Origin of the sequence: Arthrobacter sp. YAF34 (assembly GCF_052113245.1) — a bacterium.
GTDB lineage: Bacteria > Actinomycetota > Actinomycetes > Actinomycetales > Micrococcaceae > Arthrobacter.
On record NZ_JBFRCV010000002.1, the window covers coordinates 278,333 to 293,941 of the forward strand.

The 15,609-nt window shown below is 68.1% G+C and carries 13 protein-coding genes; 10 read left to right on the plus strand and 3 right to left on the minus strand.

The features are described from left to right. Positions 1 to 456: 456 nt before the first annotated feature. Positions 457 to 930 (minus strand): Lrp/AsnC family transcriptional regulator, encoded by a 474-nt coding sequence (locus tag AB4Y72_RS03635; protein ID WP_441424794.1) that lies wholly within the window; start codon positions 928 to 930, stop codon positions 457 to 459. Between the two features lie 195 nt (positions 931 to 1,125). Here AB4Y72_RS03635 and pdhA point away from each other — a divergent pair, with 195 nt between their 5' ends. The 3 genes from pdhA to AB4Y72_RS03650 are packed head-to-tail and all read left to right on the plus strand — an operon-like array spanning position 1,126 to position 4,783. After that, entirely contained in the window at positions 1,126 to 2,304 is a 1,179-nt protein-coding gene (gene pdhA / locus AB4Y72_RS03640; protein ID WP_441424795.1) for a pyruvate dehydrogenase (acetyl-transferring) E1 component subunit alpha, read from the plus strand. After that, positions 2,304 to 3,314, plus strand: a complete 1,011-nt coding sequence (locus tag AB4Y72_RS03645; RefSeq protein WP_441424796.1) for an alpha-ketoacid dehydrogenase subunit beta — start codon at positions 2,304 to 2,306, stop codon at positions 3,312 to 3,314. Before pdhA ends, AB4Y72_RS03645 begins: the two co-directional genes overlap by 1 nt. Beyond that, a complete protein-coding gene (locus AB4Y72_RS03650; protein WP_441424797.1) occupies positions 3,311 to 4,783 on the plus strand; it encodes a dihydrolipoamide acetyltransferase family protein in 1,473 nt (490 codons plus the stop codon). Before AB4Y72_RS03645 ends, AB4Y72_RS03650 begins: the two co-directional genes overlap by 4 nt. Positions 4,784 to 5,006: 223 nt before the next feature. Here the strand turns inward: AB4Y72_RS03650 and AB4Y72_RS03655 are convergent, their stop codons facing one another. After that, positions 5,007 to 5,717: an SACE_7040 family transcriptional regulator gene (locus AB4Y72_RS03655; RefSeq protein ID WP_441424798.1), complete on the minus strand. Its 711-nt coding sequence runs from the start codon at positions 5,715 to 5,717 to the stop codon at positions 5,007 to 5,009. 149 nt (positions 5,718 to 5,866) lie between these two features. On the opposite strand from AB4Y72_RS03655, the gene AB4Y72_RS03660 reads away from it, so the two are divergent. The 7 genes from AB4Y72_RS03660 (at position 5,867) to AB4Y72_RS03690 (ending at position 13,981) form a co-directional block, all read left to right on the plus strand. Further along, positions 5,867 to 7,474, plus strand: coding sequence for a carboxyl transferase domain-containing protein (locus AB4Y72_RS03660; protein WP_441424799.1), 1,608 nt, complete (start codon positions 5,867 to 5,869; stop codon positions 7,472 to 7,474). A 7-nt stretch (positions 7,475 to 7,481) separates the two neighbouring features. Beyond that, on the plus strand, positions 7,482 to 9,722 hold the full coding sequence (locus AB4Y72_RS03665) for an acetyl/propionyl/methylcrotonyl-CoA carboxylase subunit alpha (protein ID WP_441424800.1): 2,241 nt from the start codon (positions 7,482 to 7,484) through the stop codon (positions 9,720 to 9,722). Between the two features lie 127 nt (positions 9,723 to 9,849). Beyond that, on the plus strand, positions 9,850 to 11,013 hold the full coding sequence (locus tag AB4Y72_RS03670; protein ID WP_441424801.1) for an acyl-CoA dehydrogenase family protein: 1,164 nt from the start codon (positions 9,850 to 9,852) through the stop codon (positions 11,011 to 11,013). A gap of 19 nt (positions 11,014 to 11,032) precedes the next feature. Continuing rightward, positions 11,033 to 11,830, plus strand: a complete 798-nt coding sequence (locus AB4Y72_RS03675; RefSeq protein WP_441424802.1) for a CoA transferase subunit A — start codon at positions 11,033 to 11,035, stop codon at positions 11,828 to 11,830. Positions 11,831 to 11,832: 2 nt separating this feature from the next. After that, positions 11,833 to 12,594: a CoA transferase subunit B gene (locus AB4Y72_RS03680; protein WP_441424803.1), complete on the plus strand. Its 762-nt coding sequence runs from the start codon at positions 11,833 to 11,835 to the stop codon at positions 12,592 to 12,594. Next, positions 12,591 to 13,151: a MaoC family dehydratase gene (locus tag AB4Y72_RS03685; protein ID WP_441424804.1), complete on the plus strand. Its 561-nt coding sequence runs from the start codon at positions 12,591 to 12,593 to the stop codon at positions 13,149 to 13,151. The genes AB4Y72_RS03680 and AB4Y72_RS03685 overlap by 4 nt, the downstream gene beginning before the upstream one ends. Next, positions 13,148 to 13,981 carry an HpcH/HpaI aldolase/citrate lyase family protein gene (locus AB4Y72_RS03690; protein WP_441424805.1) on the plus strand — a complete coding sequence of 278 codons (834 nt, stop codon included), beginning with the start codon at positions 13,148 to 13,150 and terminating at the stop codon, positions 13,979 to 13,981. Before AB4Y72_RS03685 ends, AB4Y72_RS03690 begins: the two co-directional genes overlap by 4 nt. A gap of 104 nt (positions 13,982 to 14,085) precedes the next feature. Here AB4Y72_RS03690 and AB4Y72_RS03695 read toward each other — a convergent pair whose 3' ends face one another. Further along, positions 14,086 to 15,570 (minus strand): lipase maturation factor family protein, encoded by a 1,485-nt coding sequence (locus tag AB4Y72_RS03695; RefSeq protein ID WP_441424806.1) that lies wholly within the window; start codon positions 15,568 to 15,570, stop codon positions 14,086 to 14,088. Positions 15,571 to 15,609: the final 39 nt, after the last annotated feature.

Genomic DNA, 15,609 nt, shown 5'->3' on the forward strand with positions numbered 1-15,609 from the left:
GGCGGCGGCCCATAGGGCACGGCACCGGCGGCAGGCGGAGGGTAATAAGGCGGCGCACCGCCGGCGGTGTCAGGCGGGTAGCCGGGCGGCGGGTAGCTGGGCGCACCGCCGGCGGTGTCAGGCGGGTAGCCGGGCGGCGGGTAGGACTGGGCTGCGGGGTCGGGTGCCCCCGCCGGGGCTGCATAGTACGGAACCGGCGGCTGCCCTGCCGCGGGTTGAGCCGCCGAGGGCTCACGTCCCGGCTGCGAGGGTAGTGGGCGGTGCGGTTCCTCGGGACTGCTCATTGTTCCAGCCTTTCCGGCAGCCCAGACAGCCACTGCCCGTAGTGGGCCGCGTCCGCGGACCCAAAGGGGACCCAACGGACACAGCCTAGCGCCGCGGCCCTCTACCGGACAGGGCAGAAGTGCACATCCTAGGGCAGTGCATCACCGCAGCTCAGGTGCGCCGTGACGCCCATCAGTTCTCGGCGGAACCGCGTTCCAGCAGGGGCTGGATCCGGAACGGGATCAGCTCGCCCATGGCGAGTGCGGTGTCGGTCCGGTCCACGCCGTCGCAGGCCAGGATCTTGCCGTTGATCCGGAACAGGTCCTCGGCGTCGAGGGCCACCACCCGCAGGAGCAGATCGGCGGAGCCGGTCAGGCCGTACCCCTCCAGGATTTCCGGAATATCGGCAAGCTGCACGGCCAGGGGGCCAAGCTTTTGCTGCTGGACATGCACGGAAATGAAAGCCATCAGCGGGTACCCCAAGGACGCCGGATTGATGCGCCGCTCGAAGGAGAGGAACACGTGCTTCTTCTCCAGCTGCGCCATCCTCGCCTGCACGGTATTGCGCGAGAGCCCGAGCTTCTGGGCCAGGGCCACCACGGTCCGCCGGGGATCCCGGGCCATGGCCGAAAGCAGGCGGGTGTCGGTGCCATCCAAGGGTTGCATAATGCGCAAGATTAGCACGGTACCGCGAGGTCAAACAGTGCATAATGCTCAGTATTTTCAGGGACGGTTGTACCCGATGAGCATTGTGAGTAGGGTCACAATTATCCGGGGCAACGGCGCCCGGGCGGCTGGCGCGCCGCGGGATCACGAGTCCTGCGAGTTCCGGTCAGACGACGTCAGAAGGTGCGGACAACAGTGTTTACCGACGACGCGGGCAAGGGCGGCATTGCCGCCGGCGGCCCCGGAAACAGTGAAATTTCAACGAGGCGGACGGGCGGCGATCTCGTCCAGCTCATCACTCCGTCGGGCGAGCGGATCAGCCATCCGGAGTTCGATTCCTGGCTCCATGACGTCAGCGACGAGCAGCTTGGCTCGCTCTATGAGGACATGGTGGTCATCCGCAGGATCGACGCCGAGGCTACCGCCCTCCAGCGGCAGGGCGAACTTGCGCTCTGGCCGCCGCTGCTCGGCCAGGAGGCCTCCCAGATCGGCTCGGCCCGCGCACTGCGCGAGGACGACTTTGTCTTCCCCAGCTACCGCGACAACGGTGTGGCCTACTGCCGGGGAGTGAAACCCGAGGACCTCGTCCGCGCCTGGCGCGGCAACGCGTCCGCCGGCTGGGACCCCTTCACGGTCAACGTTGCCACCCAGCAGATCATCATCGGTGCGCAGAGCCTGCACGCCACCGGCTATGCGATGGGCATCCAGAACGACGGCGCCGACTGCGTCGCCGTGGCCTATTTCGGCGACGGCGCCACGAGCGAGGGCGACGTGAACGAGGCCATGGTCTTCGCCGCGAGCTTCCAGGCCCCGGTCGTCTTCTTCTGCCAGAACAACCACTGGGCCATCTCGGAACCCGTCCGGCTGCAGTCCCACATTCAGCTCGCGGACCGGGCCTCCGGCTTCGGCATCCCCAGCATGCGGGTGGACGGAAACGATGTCCTTGCCGTCATGGCGGCCACCCGCATTGCGCTGGACCGGGCGCGGCGCGGCGGCGGGCCCACCTTCATCGAGGCTGTCACCTACCGGATGGGCCCGCACACGACGGCGGATGACCCCACCCGCTACCGGGACGCCAACGAGCTTGAGGACTGGGCCGCAAAAGACCCGATCAGCCGGCTGAAAGCGCTGCTGGACCGCAAGGGCCTGCTGACCGCTGACCTTGAGGCCGCCGTCGCAGACAAAGCCGATGCCGTGGCCAAGGAGCTCCGGGCCGGCACCATCAACATGCCCGAGCCGCAGCCGCTGGATATCTTCAAGCACGTCTACAGCACGCCGAACTCCTGGCTGGACCGCCAGCAGGAGCATTACTCCCGTTACCTGGCTTCCTTCGGCGATCCCGCAGAAGCCGCTTCTGAAGAAGGTGCACGCTGATGACGCAGATGACCTTTGCCCGAGCCATCAATTCGGGCCTGCGCAAATCCCTCGAAAACGATCCCAAGGTGGTCCTGATGGGGGAGGACATCGGCACCCTCGGCGGTGTCTTCCGCGTCACGGACGGGCTGCAGAAAGACTTCGGCACGCACCGCGTCGTGGACACCCCGCTCGCCGAATCGGGCATCATGGGCACCGCCGTCGGCCTGGCGTACCGCGGCTACCGCCCGGTGGTGGAGATCCAGTTCGACGGGTTCATCTACCCGGCATTCGACCAGATCGTCAGCCAGGTCGCCAAGATGCACTACCGCACCCAGGGTGCGGTCAAGATGCCCATCACCATCCGCGTCCCGTTCGGCGGCGGCATCGGCTCCCCGGAGCACCACTCGGAATCGCCCGAGGCCTACTTCACCCACACCTCGGGGCTGCGCGTGGTCAGCGTGTCCAACCCCCAGGACGCCTACACCATGATCCAGCAGGCCATCGCCTCCGATGATCCCGTCCTGTACTTCGAGCCCAAGCGGCGGTACCACGACAAGGGCGAGGTGGACGAGACGGTCGACCTGAGCGCGGCCCTGTCCATGGAAAAGGCCCGCGTGGTCACCGAGGGCAAGGACGTCACGCTCGTCGCCTACGGCCCGCTGGTCAAGACCGCCCGCGACGCCGCCCTGGCCGCCGCGGATGAAGGCGTCTCGGTCGAGGTCATTGACCTCCGCTCGCTGGCCCCGCTGGATTTCGTCACCCTTGAGGCCTCGGTCCGCAAGACCGGCCGGCTGGTGATCACGCACGAGGCATCCCAGTCCGGCGGCCTCGGCGCCGAAGTTGCCGCGAGCATCACCGAGCGCTGCTTCTATCACCTCGAAGCCGCGCCCGTCCGCGTGACCGGCTTCGACGTTCCGTACCCCTACTCCAAGCTGGAAATGCACCACCTGCCGGGCCTTGACAGGATTCTCGACGGCGTCGACCGCGCCCTGGGCCGCCCCAACTCCCTCAGCGGGCTGGAAGGATGAGCGCCACCATGATCAAGGAATTCAGGCTCCCGGACCTCGGCGAAGGACTGACCGAATCGGAAATCGTGGCCTGGAAGGTCGCGGTGGGGGACACCGTCACCCTTAACCAGATCATCGCCGAGGTCGAGACGGCCAAGGCTGTCGTCGAACTGCCCTCGCCGTTCGCCGGCGTCGTCGCGGTCCTGCACGAACAGCCCGGCACCGTGGTGGAGGTCGGGAAGCCGATAGTCTCGTTCGAGATTGCGGGCGACGACGGCGCCGACGGTTCCGCACCTGACTCGGACGCCGCCGCCAAGCGCGAGCCGAACCTCGTCGGCTACGGCGCCGTCCTGGAAGCCTCCGGCCGGCCCGCACGCCGCGCCCGCACGTTCGGGGCCCCGGCGACGGCCTCACCCGTCCGCGCAGCCGAGCCGGCCGCCCCGGTTCGCGCAGCCGAGCCGGCCTCACCCGTCAGCGCACCCGCGCCGGCCGAGCAGGTCGCCCCGGTCCGCGCAGCCGAGCCGGTCGCACCCACGCCAGTCGAAACCAAGCCGGCCGCACCCGCGCCGGGGGAGCGCCCGCGGTCCACCCCGCCGGTGCGCAAGCTGGCCAAGGATCTCGGCGTCGACCTCGAGGCCGTGACCGGTACGGGCGAGCACGGGCTCATCACCCGTGACGATGTCAAGAACTTTGTCGGCGGCGGGGACCTGCCCGCAGCCGCCCAGGAACTCGCCGGCGCGGCGCAGCCAGTTGGGGCGCAGGCGGCCGGGTTCATCCCGTCCGGCGGTGAGCGGGAAACGCGCACGCCGATCAAGGGCGTGCGGAAGTTCACGGCCGCCGCCATGGTGTCCAGTGCCTTCACCGCACCGCACGTCACCGAGTTCCTGACCGTTGACGTCACGCCCACCATGGAGCTGCTGGCCCGGCTCAAGGCCAGCCGCGCGTTCGCCGGGTACAAACTCACGCCTCTGACGCTCGTATCCAAGGCGGTGTTGATTGCGTTGCGCAACCACCCCACGCTCAACGCCCGGTGGGACGACGCCAACCAGGAGATCGTCCAGTTCAACTACGTGAACCTGGGCATCGCGGCCGCGACCCCGCGGGGGCTGACGGTTCCGAACATCAAGGATGCGGACCGGATGTCCCTCCTGGAAATCTCCACTGCCCTGACAGAGCTGACGGACACGGCCCGGGCCGGGAAGACAAGCCCTGAGGCGCTCTCCGGCGGCACGATCTCCATCACGAACATCGGCGTCTTCGGCATTGACGCCGGCACGCCCATCCTGAACCCCGGCGAGGCTGCCATTCTGGCCCTCGGCGCGGTCCGGAAGATGCCGTGGGAGTACCGGGACGAGGTGGCCCTGCGCCAGGTCATGACGCTCAGCCTCTCCTTCGACCACCGGCTGGTCGACGGCGAGCAGGGCTCGCGGTTCCTCCAGGACCTCGGCGCCATGCTGGCCGATCCGGGCATGGTTCTCGCGATGGTCTAGCCACCCCCGATTCTAGGCACCCCTGATCACAGCTGCCGGTTGCCCTCTCCGCCAAGGAGGGGCGGCCGGCAGCTTTGTTTTGTGCGGGGTTGTCGCCGGCCGGGGGCACTTTGAGGACCATTTTCGACGGCGGGGCCCCGGGTCACGGCGTGTCCGCGCCAAAGTGCCCCCGGAGCGCGCCCGCAGCGCGCCGTGGGCGGAGGCGTGGGGGGACGGCGAGCGGTCAGTCGAACGGTTCGGGCGCGGGCGGTGCCAGGAGTGCCGCCAGGGCCATGCTCTGCAGCAGCGGCCTGGCGCGCCGGACGCCCATCAGGCGTCCCGGGCTGCGCACCGAGTGCGGGGTGGAGTTGATCAGGCCGAACGTGGCGTGCGCGCGCATCCGCAGCTCGGAGGCCTCGGTGCCCTCATGCACCCCGGCCAGCACGTCCACCCAGAGTTCAACGTAATTGCGCTGGAGCGTGCGGACCTCGGCCTGATCCTCGCCGGCCAGGTTGCTGAAGTCCTGGTCCTGGACCCGGATGACGTCGGGATTGCTGAGGGCGAAGTCCACATGAAACGCCACGAGGCCGCCCAGCGCCGCTAGGGCACCGTCGGAATCGGCAACCACCCGGCGGCCGCCGTCGAGCAGGTTCTTGCTGACACTGAGCAAAAGCGCACCGAGCACCGCCTGCTTGCCGGCGAAGTGGCGGTAGACGGCGGGCCCGCTGACCCCTGCCGCGGCTCCCAGATCCTCCAGGGAGACGCGGTTGAACCCCTCGAGGGCGAAGAGCGTGGCGGCGGCGGACAGCAGTGCCTGCCGCCGGTTTGCCTTGGCCTGGCTCCGCTGTGTTGAGTTGGCCCGGCTCCGCTGCGTTGAAGGGGCTGGGGTTGAAGGGGCTGGGGTGGAGGGGGCGCGGGGTGCCGGCGTCTGGGTGGTCAGGCTGGGCTCGGTCACCGGCGCATCCCCTCGTTGCGAATGATCCCTGTGTTGGACATCACAGTTAATAGAGACTAACCTAAAACTCAGTTATGCGGTACTAACCGAAATAGCCGGGCGGCCTGAGCTGCCGGTCCGGCGCGCAGGTCAGGGAACGGAAGCAGTCAATGGAGACAATCGCCAGCCGGGTGGATGCGACGAGCGCCGCCTATGCCGCGAACCGGGAGGCCCAGCTCGGGCTGGCCGGCGAACTGAGGGAACGGCTCGCCACCGCCGCGCTGGGCGGCCCCACCAAGTCCCGGGAACGCCATGTGGCCCGCGGCAAGCTCCTGCCGCGGGAGCGCATTGACCGGCTGCTGGACGACGGCAGCCCTTTCCTGGAAATCGCCCCGCTGGCGGCGGACGGCATGTACGACGGCGACTCGCCCGGTGCCGGCGTCATCGCCGGGATAGGTCTGGTGCACGGCCGCCAGGTCCTGGTGATTTCCAACGACGCCACGGTCAAGGGCGGCACCTACTATCCGATGACCGTGAAGAAGCACCTCCGCGCGCAGGAAATCGCCCTCGAGAACCGGCTGCCCTGCATCTACCTGGTGGACTCCGGTGGCGCGTTCCTGCCCAAGCAGGACGAGGTCTTCCCGGACAAGGAACACTTCGGCCGGATCTTCTTCAACCAGGCCAAGATGTCCGCGGCGAAAATCCCGCAGATCGCCTCCGTCATGGGATCCTGCACCGCCGGGGGCGCCTACGTGCCCGCGATGAGCGACGAGACGGTGATTGTCCGCAACCAGGGCACCATCTTCCTGGGCGGCCCGCCGCTGGTGAAGGCCGCGATCGGCGAGATCGTCACGGCCGAGGAACTTGGCGGCGGCGACGTGCACTCGAAGATCTCCGGGGTCACGGACCACCTGGCCGAGAACGACGAGCATGCGCTCCAGATCGTCCGCGACATCGTCTCCACCCTGCCGAAGCCTTCCGCGCCGGTCTGGGACGTCGACACCGTCGTCGAACCCGTTGCCGACCCGGACGAGCTCTACGGTGCCGTTCCCACGGACGTCAACGCCCAGTACGACGTGCGCGAGGTCATCGCCCGGCTGGTCGACGGCAGCCGGTTCCATGAGTTCAAGAAGAACTACGGAACCACCCTGGTCACCGGCTTCGCCAAACTGCACGGGCACCCGGTGGGGATCGTGGCGAACAACGGCGTGCTTTTCAGCGAGTCCTCGCTCAAAGGCGCGCACTTCATCGAACTGTGCGACCAGCGCGGGATCCCGCTGATCTTCCTGCAGAACCTCTCCGGTTTCATGGTGGGCAAGGACTACGAGCAGGGCGGCATCGCCAAGAACGGCGCCAAGATGGTCACCGCCGTCGCCACCGCCCGGGTCCCCAAGCTCACGGTGGTGATCGGCGGCTCCTTCGGCGCCGGGAACTACTCGATGTGCGGGCGGGCGTACTCGCCGCGCTTCCTGTGGATGTGGCCGGCGTCGCGGATCTCCGTCATGGGCGGCAACCAGGCCTCCAGCGTGCTGGCCACGGTGAAGCGGGACCAGTACGAGGCCCGCGGCGAGGAATGGTCCGCCGCGGACGAGGAAGCGTTCAAGGCCCCGATCAAGGCCCAGTACGAGGACCAGGGCAGCCCCTACTACTCCACCGCCCGCCTCTGGGACGACGGCGTGATCGACCCCGCGGACACCCGCACCGTCCTGGGACTGGCGCTCGACGTCGTCTCCCGCACCCCGCTGCCGGAGACCTCCTTCGGCCTGTTCCGGATGTGAGCCAGCCATGACCATCTCTTCCCCGACCACGCCTTCAGCGGTCACACCTCCAGCCACCCCCGCAACCGGCACCCCTTTGTTCGGCACGGTCCTGGTCGCCAACCGCGGCGAGATCGCCTGCCGCGTCATCCGGACCCTGCGGGCCCTGGGAATCCGTTCGGTCGCCGTGTATTCCGACGCCGACGCCGGCGCCCGGCACGTGCGGGAGGCCGACGTCGCCGTCCGGATCGGCCCGGCGGCCGCCACCGAGAGCTACCTGAAGATCGAGGCCATCATCCAGGCATGCCGCGACACGGGCGCCGAGGCCGTGCACCCCGGCTACGGCTTCCTGAGCGAGAACGTCGACTTCGCCCGCGCCCTGGAAAAGGCCGGGATCACGTTCATCGGCCCCGGCGTCGAATCCCTCAACGTCATGGGCGACAAGATCCGCTCCAAAAACCACGTCACCGGCTACGGCGTCCCGGTGGTCCCGGGCATCGCCGAACCCGGGATGACTGACGCGCAACTCATCGAGGCAGCGGCCGGCGTCGGGTTCCCGCTCCTGATCAAGCCCTCCGCCGGCGGCGGCGGCAAGGGCATGCACATCGTCGAACGCGCCGAGGACCTCGAGGCCACCCTGACCACCGCCCGCCGGGTCGCCGCCAGCGCCTTCGGTGACGACACCCTGTTCCTGGAACGGCTCGTGCTCACCCCGCGGCACATCGAGGTCCAGGTCCTGGCGGACAACCACGGCAACGTCATCCACCTGGGGGAGCGTGAGTGCTCGCTGCAGCGCCGCCACCAGAAGGTCATCGAGGAAGCACCCTCCCCGCTGCTGGAATCCCTGCCCGACGGCGCGGCAATCCGGGCCCGGCTCGGCGAGGCCGCCTGCAACGCCGCGCGCAGCGTCAACTACTCCGGCGCCGGCACGGTGGAATTCCTCGTCTCGGACAACGCCCCGGACGAGTTCTTCTTCATGGAGATGAACACCCGCCTGCAGGTCGAACACCCCGTCACCGAGATGGTCACCGGCATCGACCTCGTCGAATGGCAGGTCCGCATCGCCGCCGGCGAGGAACTCACCGTGGCCCAGGACGACGTCGTGCTCACCGGCCACTCGGTGGAGGCCCGCGTTTACGCCGAAATCCCGGAGAAGAACTTCCTGCCCTCCGGAGGTGAAGTGCTGCTTCTCGATGAACGGGGCTCGATGTTCACCGCGATGGACGACCTTGATTCCGTCACTCCAGCCGGCGCCGACCCCGACATCCGGATCGATTCCTCGCTGATGACGGGACTGGAGATCTCCAGCGACTATGACCCCATGGTGTCCAAGGTCATCGCCTGGGGCAAAGACCGGGCCGCGGCACTGGGCAAGCTCGACTCCGCGCTTACCCGGTACACCGCCCTTGGCATCGACACCAACGTCGAATACCTGCGGCTGCTGATCAACGATGCCGACGTCCGCGCCGGCCGGCTCGACACAGGCCTGATCGAGCGGAAAATGCCGGACTTCACGTTCCGCCGCGCCGGCGATGCCGAGCTCATCGCAGCAGCCATGCCTTTCTGGGTCCTTGCCGAGGGCCCGGTGACGGTGGGATCACCCTGGGGCACCGTCCGCGGCTGGCGCCTGGGCGCCCCCGGACCGTGGACCATGAGCTTCGGCGCCCCGGGTATCAGGATCTCCACCGTGGCCGTCACCTGGCTCAGCAACACCGACCTCGGCCGTGCCCGCGTGCGGGTCGACGGCGGCCCCGAACACGAGGTGACGGTCATTGGGATGTCCAGTGACAACATCTTCCTGGAACTCGACGGCGCGGAAGTCCGGTTCGCCCATGCGGGATCCGGGCAGGACTATTCGCGGGAGGACCCCTGGGAGTTCGTGTATCTCGGCAACGAGGGATGGTCCTGCCGGCTCGAACCGTTGAGCCGCGAGGAGAAGCTCGTCCGGGTGCTGGCCGCGATCGAACGCGAGGAAGGCGCCGCCGACCCGGCGGTGCGCTCGCCGATGCCCGGCACCGTGGTGTCCGTGTCCGTCGGCAACGGCGACACCGTGGAGGCCGGACAGGTCCTGCTCGCCGTGGAGGCGATGAAGATGGAGCACCAGCTCGTGGCACCCCTCGACGGAACCGTCCACATCAGTGTCGGCTCCGGCGACCTCGTCAAGGCGGACCAGGTGCTCGCGACGATCCACCCGTTAAGCCCGACTGAGCCCTCGAAAGCCGAGGACACGATCGAGGAAGCGGTTATCGCGATGGGCGCGGCCGAATGACCGCACCCTACTGACCCCACCGCTCCCAACCCGGCTGGCCACCCAACCACAACGCAGCCAACCACCAGCGCAGCCAACACCCTTTTCACCAAACCACAGATATACCTCAGACACAGGAGTCACTCCCATGGCAGATTTTGAACTCAGCGAGGATTACCAGATCCTTAGCGACACCGTCCGCGAATTCGCCGACGAAGTGGTGGCCCCGGTCTCCGCCAAGCACGACCAGGAGCACAGCTTCCCCTACGAGATCGTCTCCCAGATGGCGGACATGGGCCTCTTCGGCCTGCCGTTCCCGGAAGAGTTCGGCGGCATGGGCGGGGACTACTTCGCCCTGGCCCTGGCCCTGGAACAACTCGGCCGGGTGGACCAGTCCGTCGCCATCACGCTCGAGGCAGGCGTCTCGCTCGGCGCGATGCCGATCCACCGCTTCGGCAACGACGCGCAGAAGGAGGAATGGCTGCCGCTGCTGGCTTCGGGCAAGGCGCTCGCCGGCTTCGGCCTGACCGAGCCGGAAGCCGGTTCGGATGCCGGCGGCACCAAGACCACCGCCAAGCTCGGCGGTGGAGAGTGGGTTATCAACGGCAACAAGGAGTTCATCACCAACTCCGGCACGGACATCACCAAGCTCGTCACGGTCACCGCGGTGACCGGCCAGGAGGAACGTGCGGACGGCAGCATCAAGAAGGAAATCTCCACCATCCTGGTGCCCACCAGCACCCCGGGCTTCACAGCGGAGAAGGCCTACAACAAGGTCGGCTGGAACGCCTCGGACACCCACCCGCTGACGCTCGACAACGTCCACGTCCCCGAGGCCAACCTGCTCGGCACCCAGGGCCGCGGCTACGCCAACTTCCTGTCCATCCTTGACGAGGGCCGGATCGCGATCGCGGCCCTCGCCGTCGGCGCGGCCCAGGGTTGCGTGGACCAGTCGGTGAAATACGCCAAGGAACGCAGCGCTTTCGGGCAGAACATCGGCAAGTACCAGGCCATCGCCTTCAAGATCGCCCGGATGGAAGCCCGCGCCCACACGGCCCGCCTGGCCTACTACGACGCGGCCGCCCGGATGCTTGCCGGCAAGCCGTTCAAGACGCAGGCGGCCATCGCTAAGATGGTCGCAGGCGAGGCAGCCATGGACAACGCGCGGGACGCCACCCAGGTGTTCGGCGGCTATGGCTTCATCAACGACTTCACCGTGGCGCGCCACTACCGCGACTCCAAGATCCTTGAAGTCGGCGAGGGCACCACGGAGGTCCAGCTGATGCTGATCGCCCGCGAACTGGGACTGTAGCCGGCCGGAGGGATCACTGATGATCAACAAAGTTGTTGCCAGCGCAGCCGTTGCTGTTGCGGACATCCACGACGGCGCCTCCCTCGCCGTCGGCGGGTTCGGGCTGTGCGGCATCCCGGTCGCCCTGATCGAGGCCCTGCACGAGGGCGGTGCCAAAGACCTGGAAACTGTCAGCAACAACTGCGGCGTCGACGACTGGGGACTCGGGATCCTGCTCAAGGACGGCCGGATCAGGCGCACCATCAGCTCCTACGTGGGCGAGAACAAGGAGTTCGCCCGGCAATACCTCGCCGGTGAACTCGAGGTGGTCCTCACCCCGCAGGGCACCCTGGCCGAAAAGCTGCGCGCCGGCGGTGCCGGCATTCCCGCCTTCTATACGCCCGCAGGCGTCGGAACCCAGGTCTCCGACGGAGGGCTTCCGCAGAAGTACGACGCCGGGGGGAACATCGCGATCGCCTCGGCCGCCAAGGAAGTCCGCAGCTTCCACGGCGTCGAGTACGTGCTGGAGGAATCGCTCACGCCCGACTTCGGGCTGGTCCATGCCTGGAAGGGCGACCGTCACGGCAACCTCGTCTTCCGCGCCACCGCGATGAACTTCAACCCGCTGTGCGCCATGGCCGGGAGGATCACCATTGCCGAGGTCGAGGAACTCGTGGAGCCGGGGGAGCTGGACCCCGAGCACGTCCATGTCCCCGGGATCTTCGTCCAGCGCGTGGTGCTGGCCCCGCAGGGCGAGAAACGCATTGAGAAGCGGACGGTTGCGGTGGCTGCCGGCGCCGGCGCACCAAAACTGTCGCCCGAGCCGGCAGGAGCATAGCCGTGGAAACGAACAAGGCCCCAGAGGCCCCGCCCCGTCCAGAGGCCGTGCGCCACGAATACCGGCGCTCCGCCGTCGGACACGCTCCCGGCATTGAAGGCAAGGGCTGGACCCGCAACGAACTGGCCGCCCGCGTGGCGCAGGAACTGCACAACGGCCAGTACGTGAACCTCGGCATCGGCATGCCGACGCTGATCCCGAACTACATCCCCGCCGGGGTCGAGGTGGTGCTGCACTCGGAGAACGGCATCCTCGGCGTCGGACCGTACCCGGCCGAGGACGCGGTCGATCCCGACCTGATCAATGCCGGCAAGGAAACCGTCACGGTCAACAAGGGTGCCGCGTTCTTCGATTCCGCCGCCTCGTTTGGCATGATCCGGGGCGGCCACGTGGATGTGGCCGTGCTCGGTGCCATGGAGGTCGCCGCCAACGGCGACCTCGCCAACTGGATGATCCCCGGCAAAATGGTCAAGGGCATGGGCGGCGCCATGGACCTCGTCTTCGGTGCCAAGAAGGTGATCGTGATGATGGATCACGTGGACCGCAACGGCAAACCGAAAATCGTGGAGGCCTGCACGCTGCCCTTGACCGGCAAGGGCTGCGTGGACCGGATCATCACCGACCTCGCCGTGATCGACGTCGTGACCGAGGGCGGGAAATCCCGCCTGGTGCTGCGGGAACTCGCACCGAACGTGTCCGTGGAGGACGTCGTGGCGGCCACCGGAGCCGAACTCTTCGAGGAAGACCAGGAACTGACCGTATGAGTGACGCACAGCAAACCACGCCAGACGCGGGTACCGCCGGCCCGAAAGTGATTGAACAGCGCGGCCTCTATTTCGATGAGCTCCAGGAGGGCGTGGTCTATGCCCACCGGCCCGGCCGGACCGTCACGGAGACGGACAACGTCCTGTTCACCACCATGACCATGAACACCCAGGCCCTGCACCTCGACGCGGCGTGGAGTGCAGGGCAGCCGTTCGGACAGCGGCTCATGAACTCGATGTTCACCCTTGCCACCGTGGTGGGCCAGTCCGTGCCCCAGCTGACCCAGGGCACCATTATCGCTCAGCTGGGCCTGACGGATGTGTCCTTTCCGCACCCGCTGTACCACGGGGACACCCTTTACACGGAAACGGTAGTGACCGGGAAGCGGCTCTCCGCCTCCCGCCCCGGCCAGGGCATCGTGACCATGCAGCACACCGGGCGCAACCAGCACGGGGACGTGGTGGCCCTCGCCGCCCGTAGCTGCCTGATGTGGACACGCGAGGCCCACGCGGCTGCTGAGCTGGAAGCGGCGCAAAAGGGGAGAATAGAGACATGACTTTCCTGATGGGTCCCGCCCTGCTGTTCTGCCCCGCCGACCGCCCCGAGAGGTACCAGAAAGCCGCGGAGCGTGCCGACACCGTGATCGTGGACCTCGAGGACGCCGTCGCCCCGGCCGACAAACAGCGGGCCCGCGGCGCCATCCTGGCCCAGCTCGGCGCCACCGGCGACGTCCCGGAACTGGATCCTAGCCGCACCATCATCCGGGTCAACCCGGCGGGCACGGACGAGTTCGAGAAGGACCTGCACTGCCTCAAGCACACGCCCTACCGGCACATCATGCTGGCCAAGGCCGAGAGCGCCAGCCAGCTCAAGGAACTGGAGGGCTACAGCGTGATCGCCCTCTGTGAGACGGCGGCCGGCGTCCTCAATGCCGCCGCCATCGCCGCCGAACCCAATGTGGTGGCCCTGATGTGGGGTGCGGAGGACCTGCTGGCCTCGCTCGGCGGAACGTCCAGCCGGACGGAGAACGGCGACTACCGCGCCGTCGCGTTGCATGCCCGCTCCAGCGTGCTGCTGGCCGCCGGGGCCTTCGGCAAGGACGCCATCGACGCCGTCTACGTCAACATCCCGGATCTGGACGGGCTGGCACTCGAGGCCCGCGACGCCGTGGCCTCCGGATTCTCCTCCAAGGCCTGCATTCACCCGGGCCAGGTGGCCGTGGTCCGGGAGGCCTACGCGCCCACTGCTGCCGACGTCGCCGCGGCCAGTGAGCTGCTCGAGGCTGCCGCCGCGGCAGGATCGGGCGTGTTCGCGTTCAACGGCAAGATGATCGACGGGCCCATCCTCAAGCACGCCGAGTCCACCCTGCGCCGCGCGGGGCACTAGCGCCGGGGAGCATCGGCGTCGAAACCCGCCATCTGCGTCGAACGGGTGCACGCTCCAGGGCCCGGCCGCGCTCCAGGCCCCGGCCAGCCGCGGCCAAAGCGGATTCAGTCCTCCGGCGGCAGGCGCGACGGCGGGACGGCGACATAGAGCGGGGTACGGATCCAGCGCTGGCCCGTCGCACGGAACTCGGCCCGGGTGGAGAAACGGTAGAGGTAGCTGCTGGCACGCACCCAGCGCGGCCGTTCGCCGTCGAACGGGTCATGGCGCAGCAGCCGCAGCATGGGCCGGTCGGCCATCAGGAGCTTGGCGAGGAACGCGTAGAACCACTCCTCGTGCACAGTGCGCAGCGGCAGGAACCACATCAGCCAGTCGAGCCGCAGATGGTACGGGGCGTACTGGCGCGGGATCCGCCGGACGTCGCCCGGCTTGCCCTTGAAGCCATACTCCCGCCAGTCCGCGTCGTCCCCTGGATCCGCGTCGAGGGTCCCCTCCACCACGATCTCGATCCGCCGCTTCGTGACGGTGCCGAAGGCGCCATAGGCGTTCACAAGCTGCCAGCGGTTGAACGAGGCGTTCATCAGCTGGTAGCGGGAGAAGAGGTTCTCGATGGGCCGGTAGCTCAGCACCACGAGCAGCACGGTGGCGAGCGTGACCACCACGAGCCAGGCGACCGGCGCCTGGCTGCCGGCTGTTGCGCCTGTTCCTGCTCCCGCACCCGCGGACGCGGTGGTCCAGTCGAGCGGGATCGCCGGGAAAAGGGAGTGTGCCACGGGATCGCTCACGGCGGCGAAGGCCAGGATGATCGCCATCCAGTTAAGCCAGGCGAAATTTCCGCTCGCCACCAGCCAAAGCTGAGTGAAGATGACGATCCCGGCGGCCGCGCTGGCCAGGGGCTGCGGCGCAAAGAGGAAGAACGGCACCACCAGCTGGGCGAAGTGGTTGCCCAGGACTTCCAGCCGGTGCCAGGCCTTGGGGAGCAGATGGGCCTGCCGGCTCAGCGGCCCCGGCATGGGCTGGGTCTCGTGGTGGTAGTACAGGGCCGTCAGGTCCCGCCACTCCGCACCGCCGCGGATCTTGATCAGGCCGGCTCCGAACTCCAGCCGGAACACCAGCCAGACCAGCAGGATGAGGATGGTCCTGGGCGGGGGAGTCTGGTCGGAGCCGAGGAACGCCACCGTGAACCCGGCCTCCAGCAGCAGCATCTCCCAGCCGAACCCGTAGAACGTCTGCCCGACATTCACCACCGACATGTACAACAGCCACAGGGTCAGGAACGCGAGCAGCGGAACCCACGGCGGCCCGAGCTGGGGCAGCCCGGCGGCGAGCGTGGCGGCGATGGCCATGCCGCCCCAGCAGACAGTCCGCAGCAGCCGGTCCGAGTAGCGCCAGCGGAACAGGCTGGGCCGGCCGCGGCGGTTGAAGCCCTCGAGGTACTGCGGCACGGGCAACAGGCCGCGCTCGCCGAGGAGGGCCGGGAACTGGTTGAGCGAGGAGAGAAAGGCCACGAAGTAAAGGGTGGCGATGCTGCGCTGCAGCACCTGCCGTGCGAACTCGTACTCCGGCGCGTCGAACCACGCGGTCCACTCCACGTTTTCCACGTTACGCCTGCACTGCGCGGCGTCAACGTG

Excerpts from the sequence above, each read along its gene's own strand:
- AB4Y72_RS03635 (WP_441424794.1), bottom strand. The coding sequence starts at position 930 with ATGCAACCCTTGGATGGCACCGACACCCGCCTGCTTTCGGCCATGGCC.
- AB4Y72_RS03645 (WP_441424796.1), top strand. The coding sequence starts at position 2,304 with ATGACGCAGATGACCTTTGCCCGAGCCATCAATTCGGGCCTGCGCAAA.
- AB4Y72_RS03650 (WP_441424797.1), top strand. The coding sequence starts at position 3,311 with ATGAGCGCCACCATGATCAAGGAATTCAGGCTCCCGGACCTCGGCGAA.
- AB4Y72_RS03660 (WP_441424799.1), top strand. The coding sequence starts at position 5,867 with ATGGAGACAATCGCCAGCCGGGTGGATGCGACGAGCGCCGCCTATGCC.
- AB4Y72_RS03665 (WP_441424800.1), top strand. The coding sequence starts at position 7,482 with ATGACCATCTCTTCCCCGACCACGCCTTCAGCGGTCACACCTCCAGCC.
- AB4Y72_RS03670 (WP_441424801.1), top strand. The coding sequence starts at position 9,850 with ATGGCAGATTTTGAACTCAGCGAGGATTACCAGATCCTTAGCGACACC.
- AB4Y72_RS03675 (WP_441424802.1), top strand. The coding sequence starts at position 11,033 with ATGATCAACAAAGTTGTTGCCAGCGCAGCCGTTGCTGTTGCGGACATC.
- AB4Y72_RS03685 (WP_441424804.1), top strand. The coding sequence starts at position 12,591 with ATGAGTGACGCACAGCAAACCACGCCAGACGCGGGTACCGCCGGCCCG.
- AB4Y72_RS03690 (WP_441424805.1), top strand. The coding sequence starts at position 13,148 with ATGACTTTCCTGATGGGTCCCGCCCTGCTGTTCTGCCCCGCCGACCGC.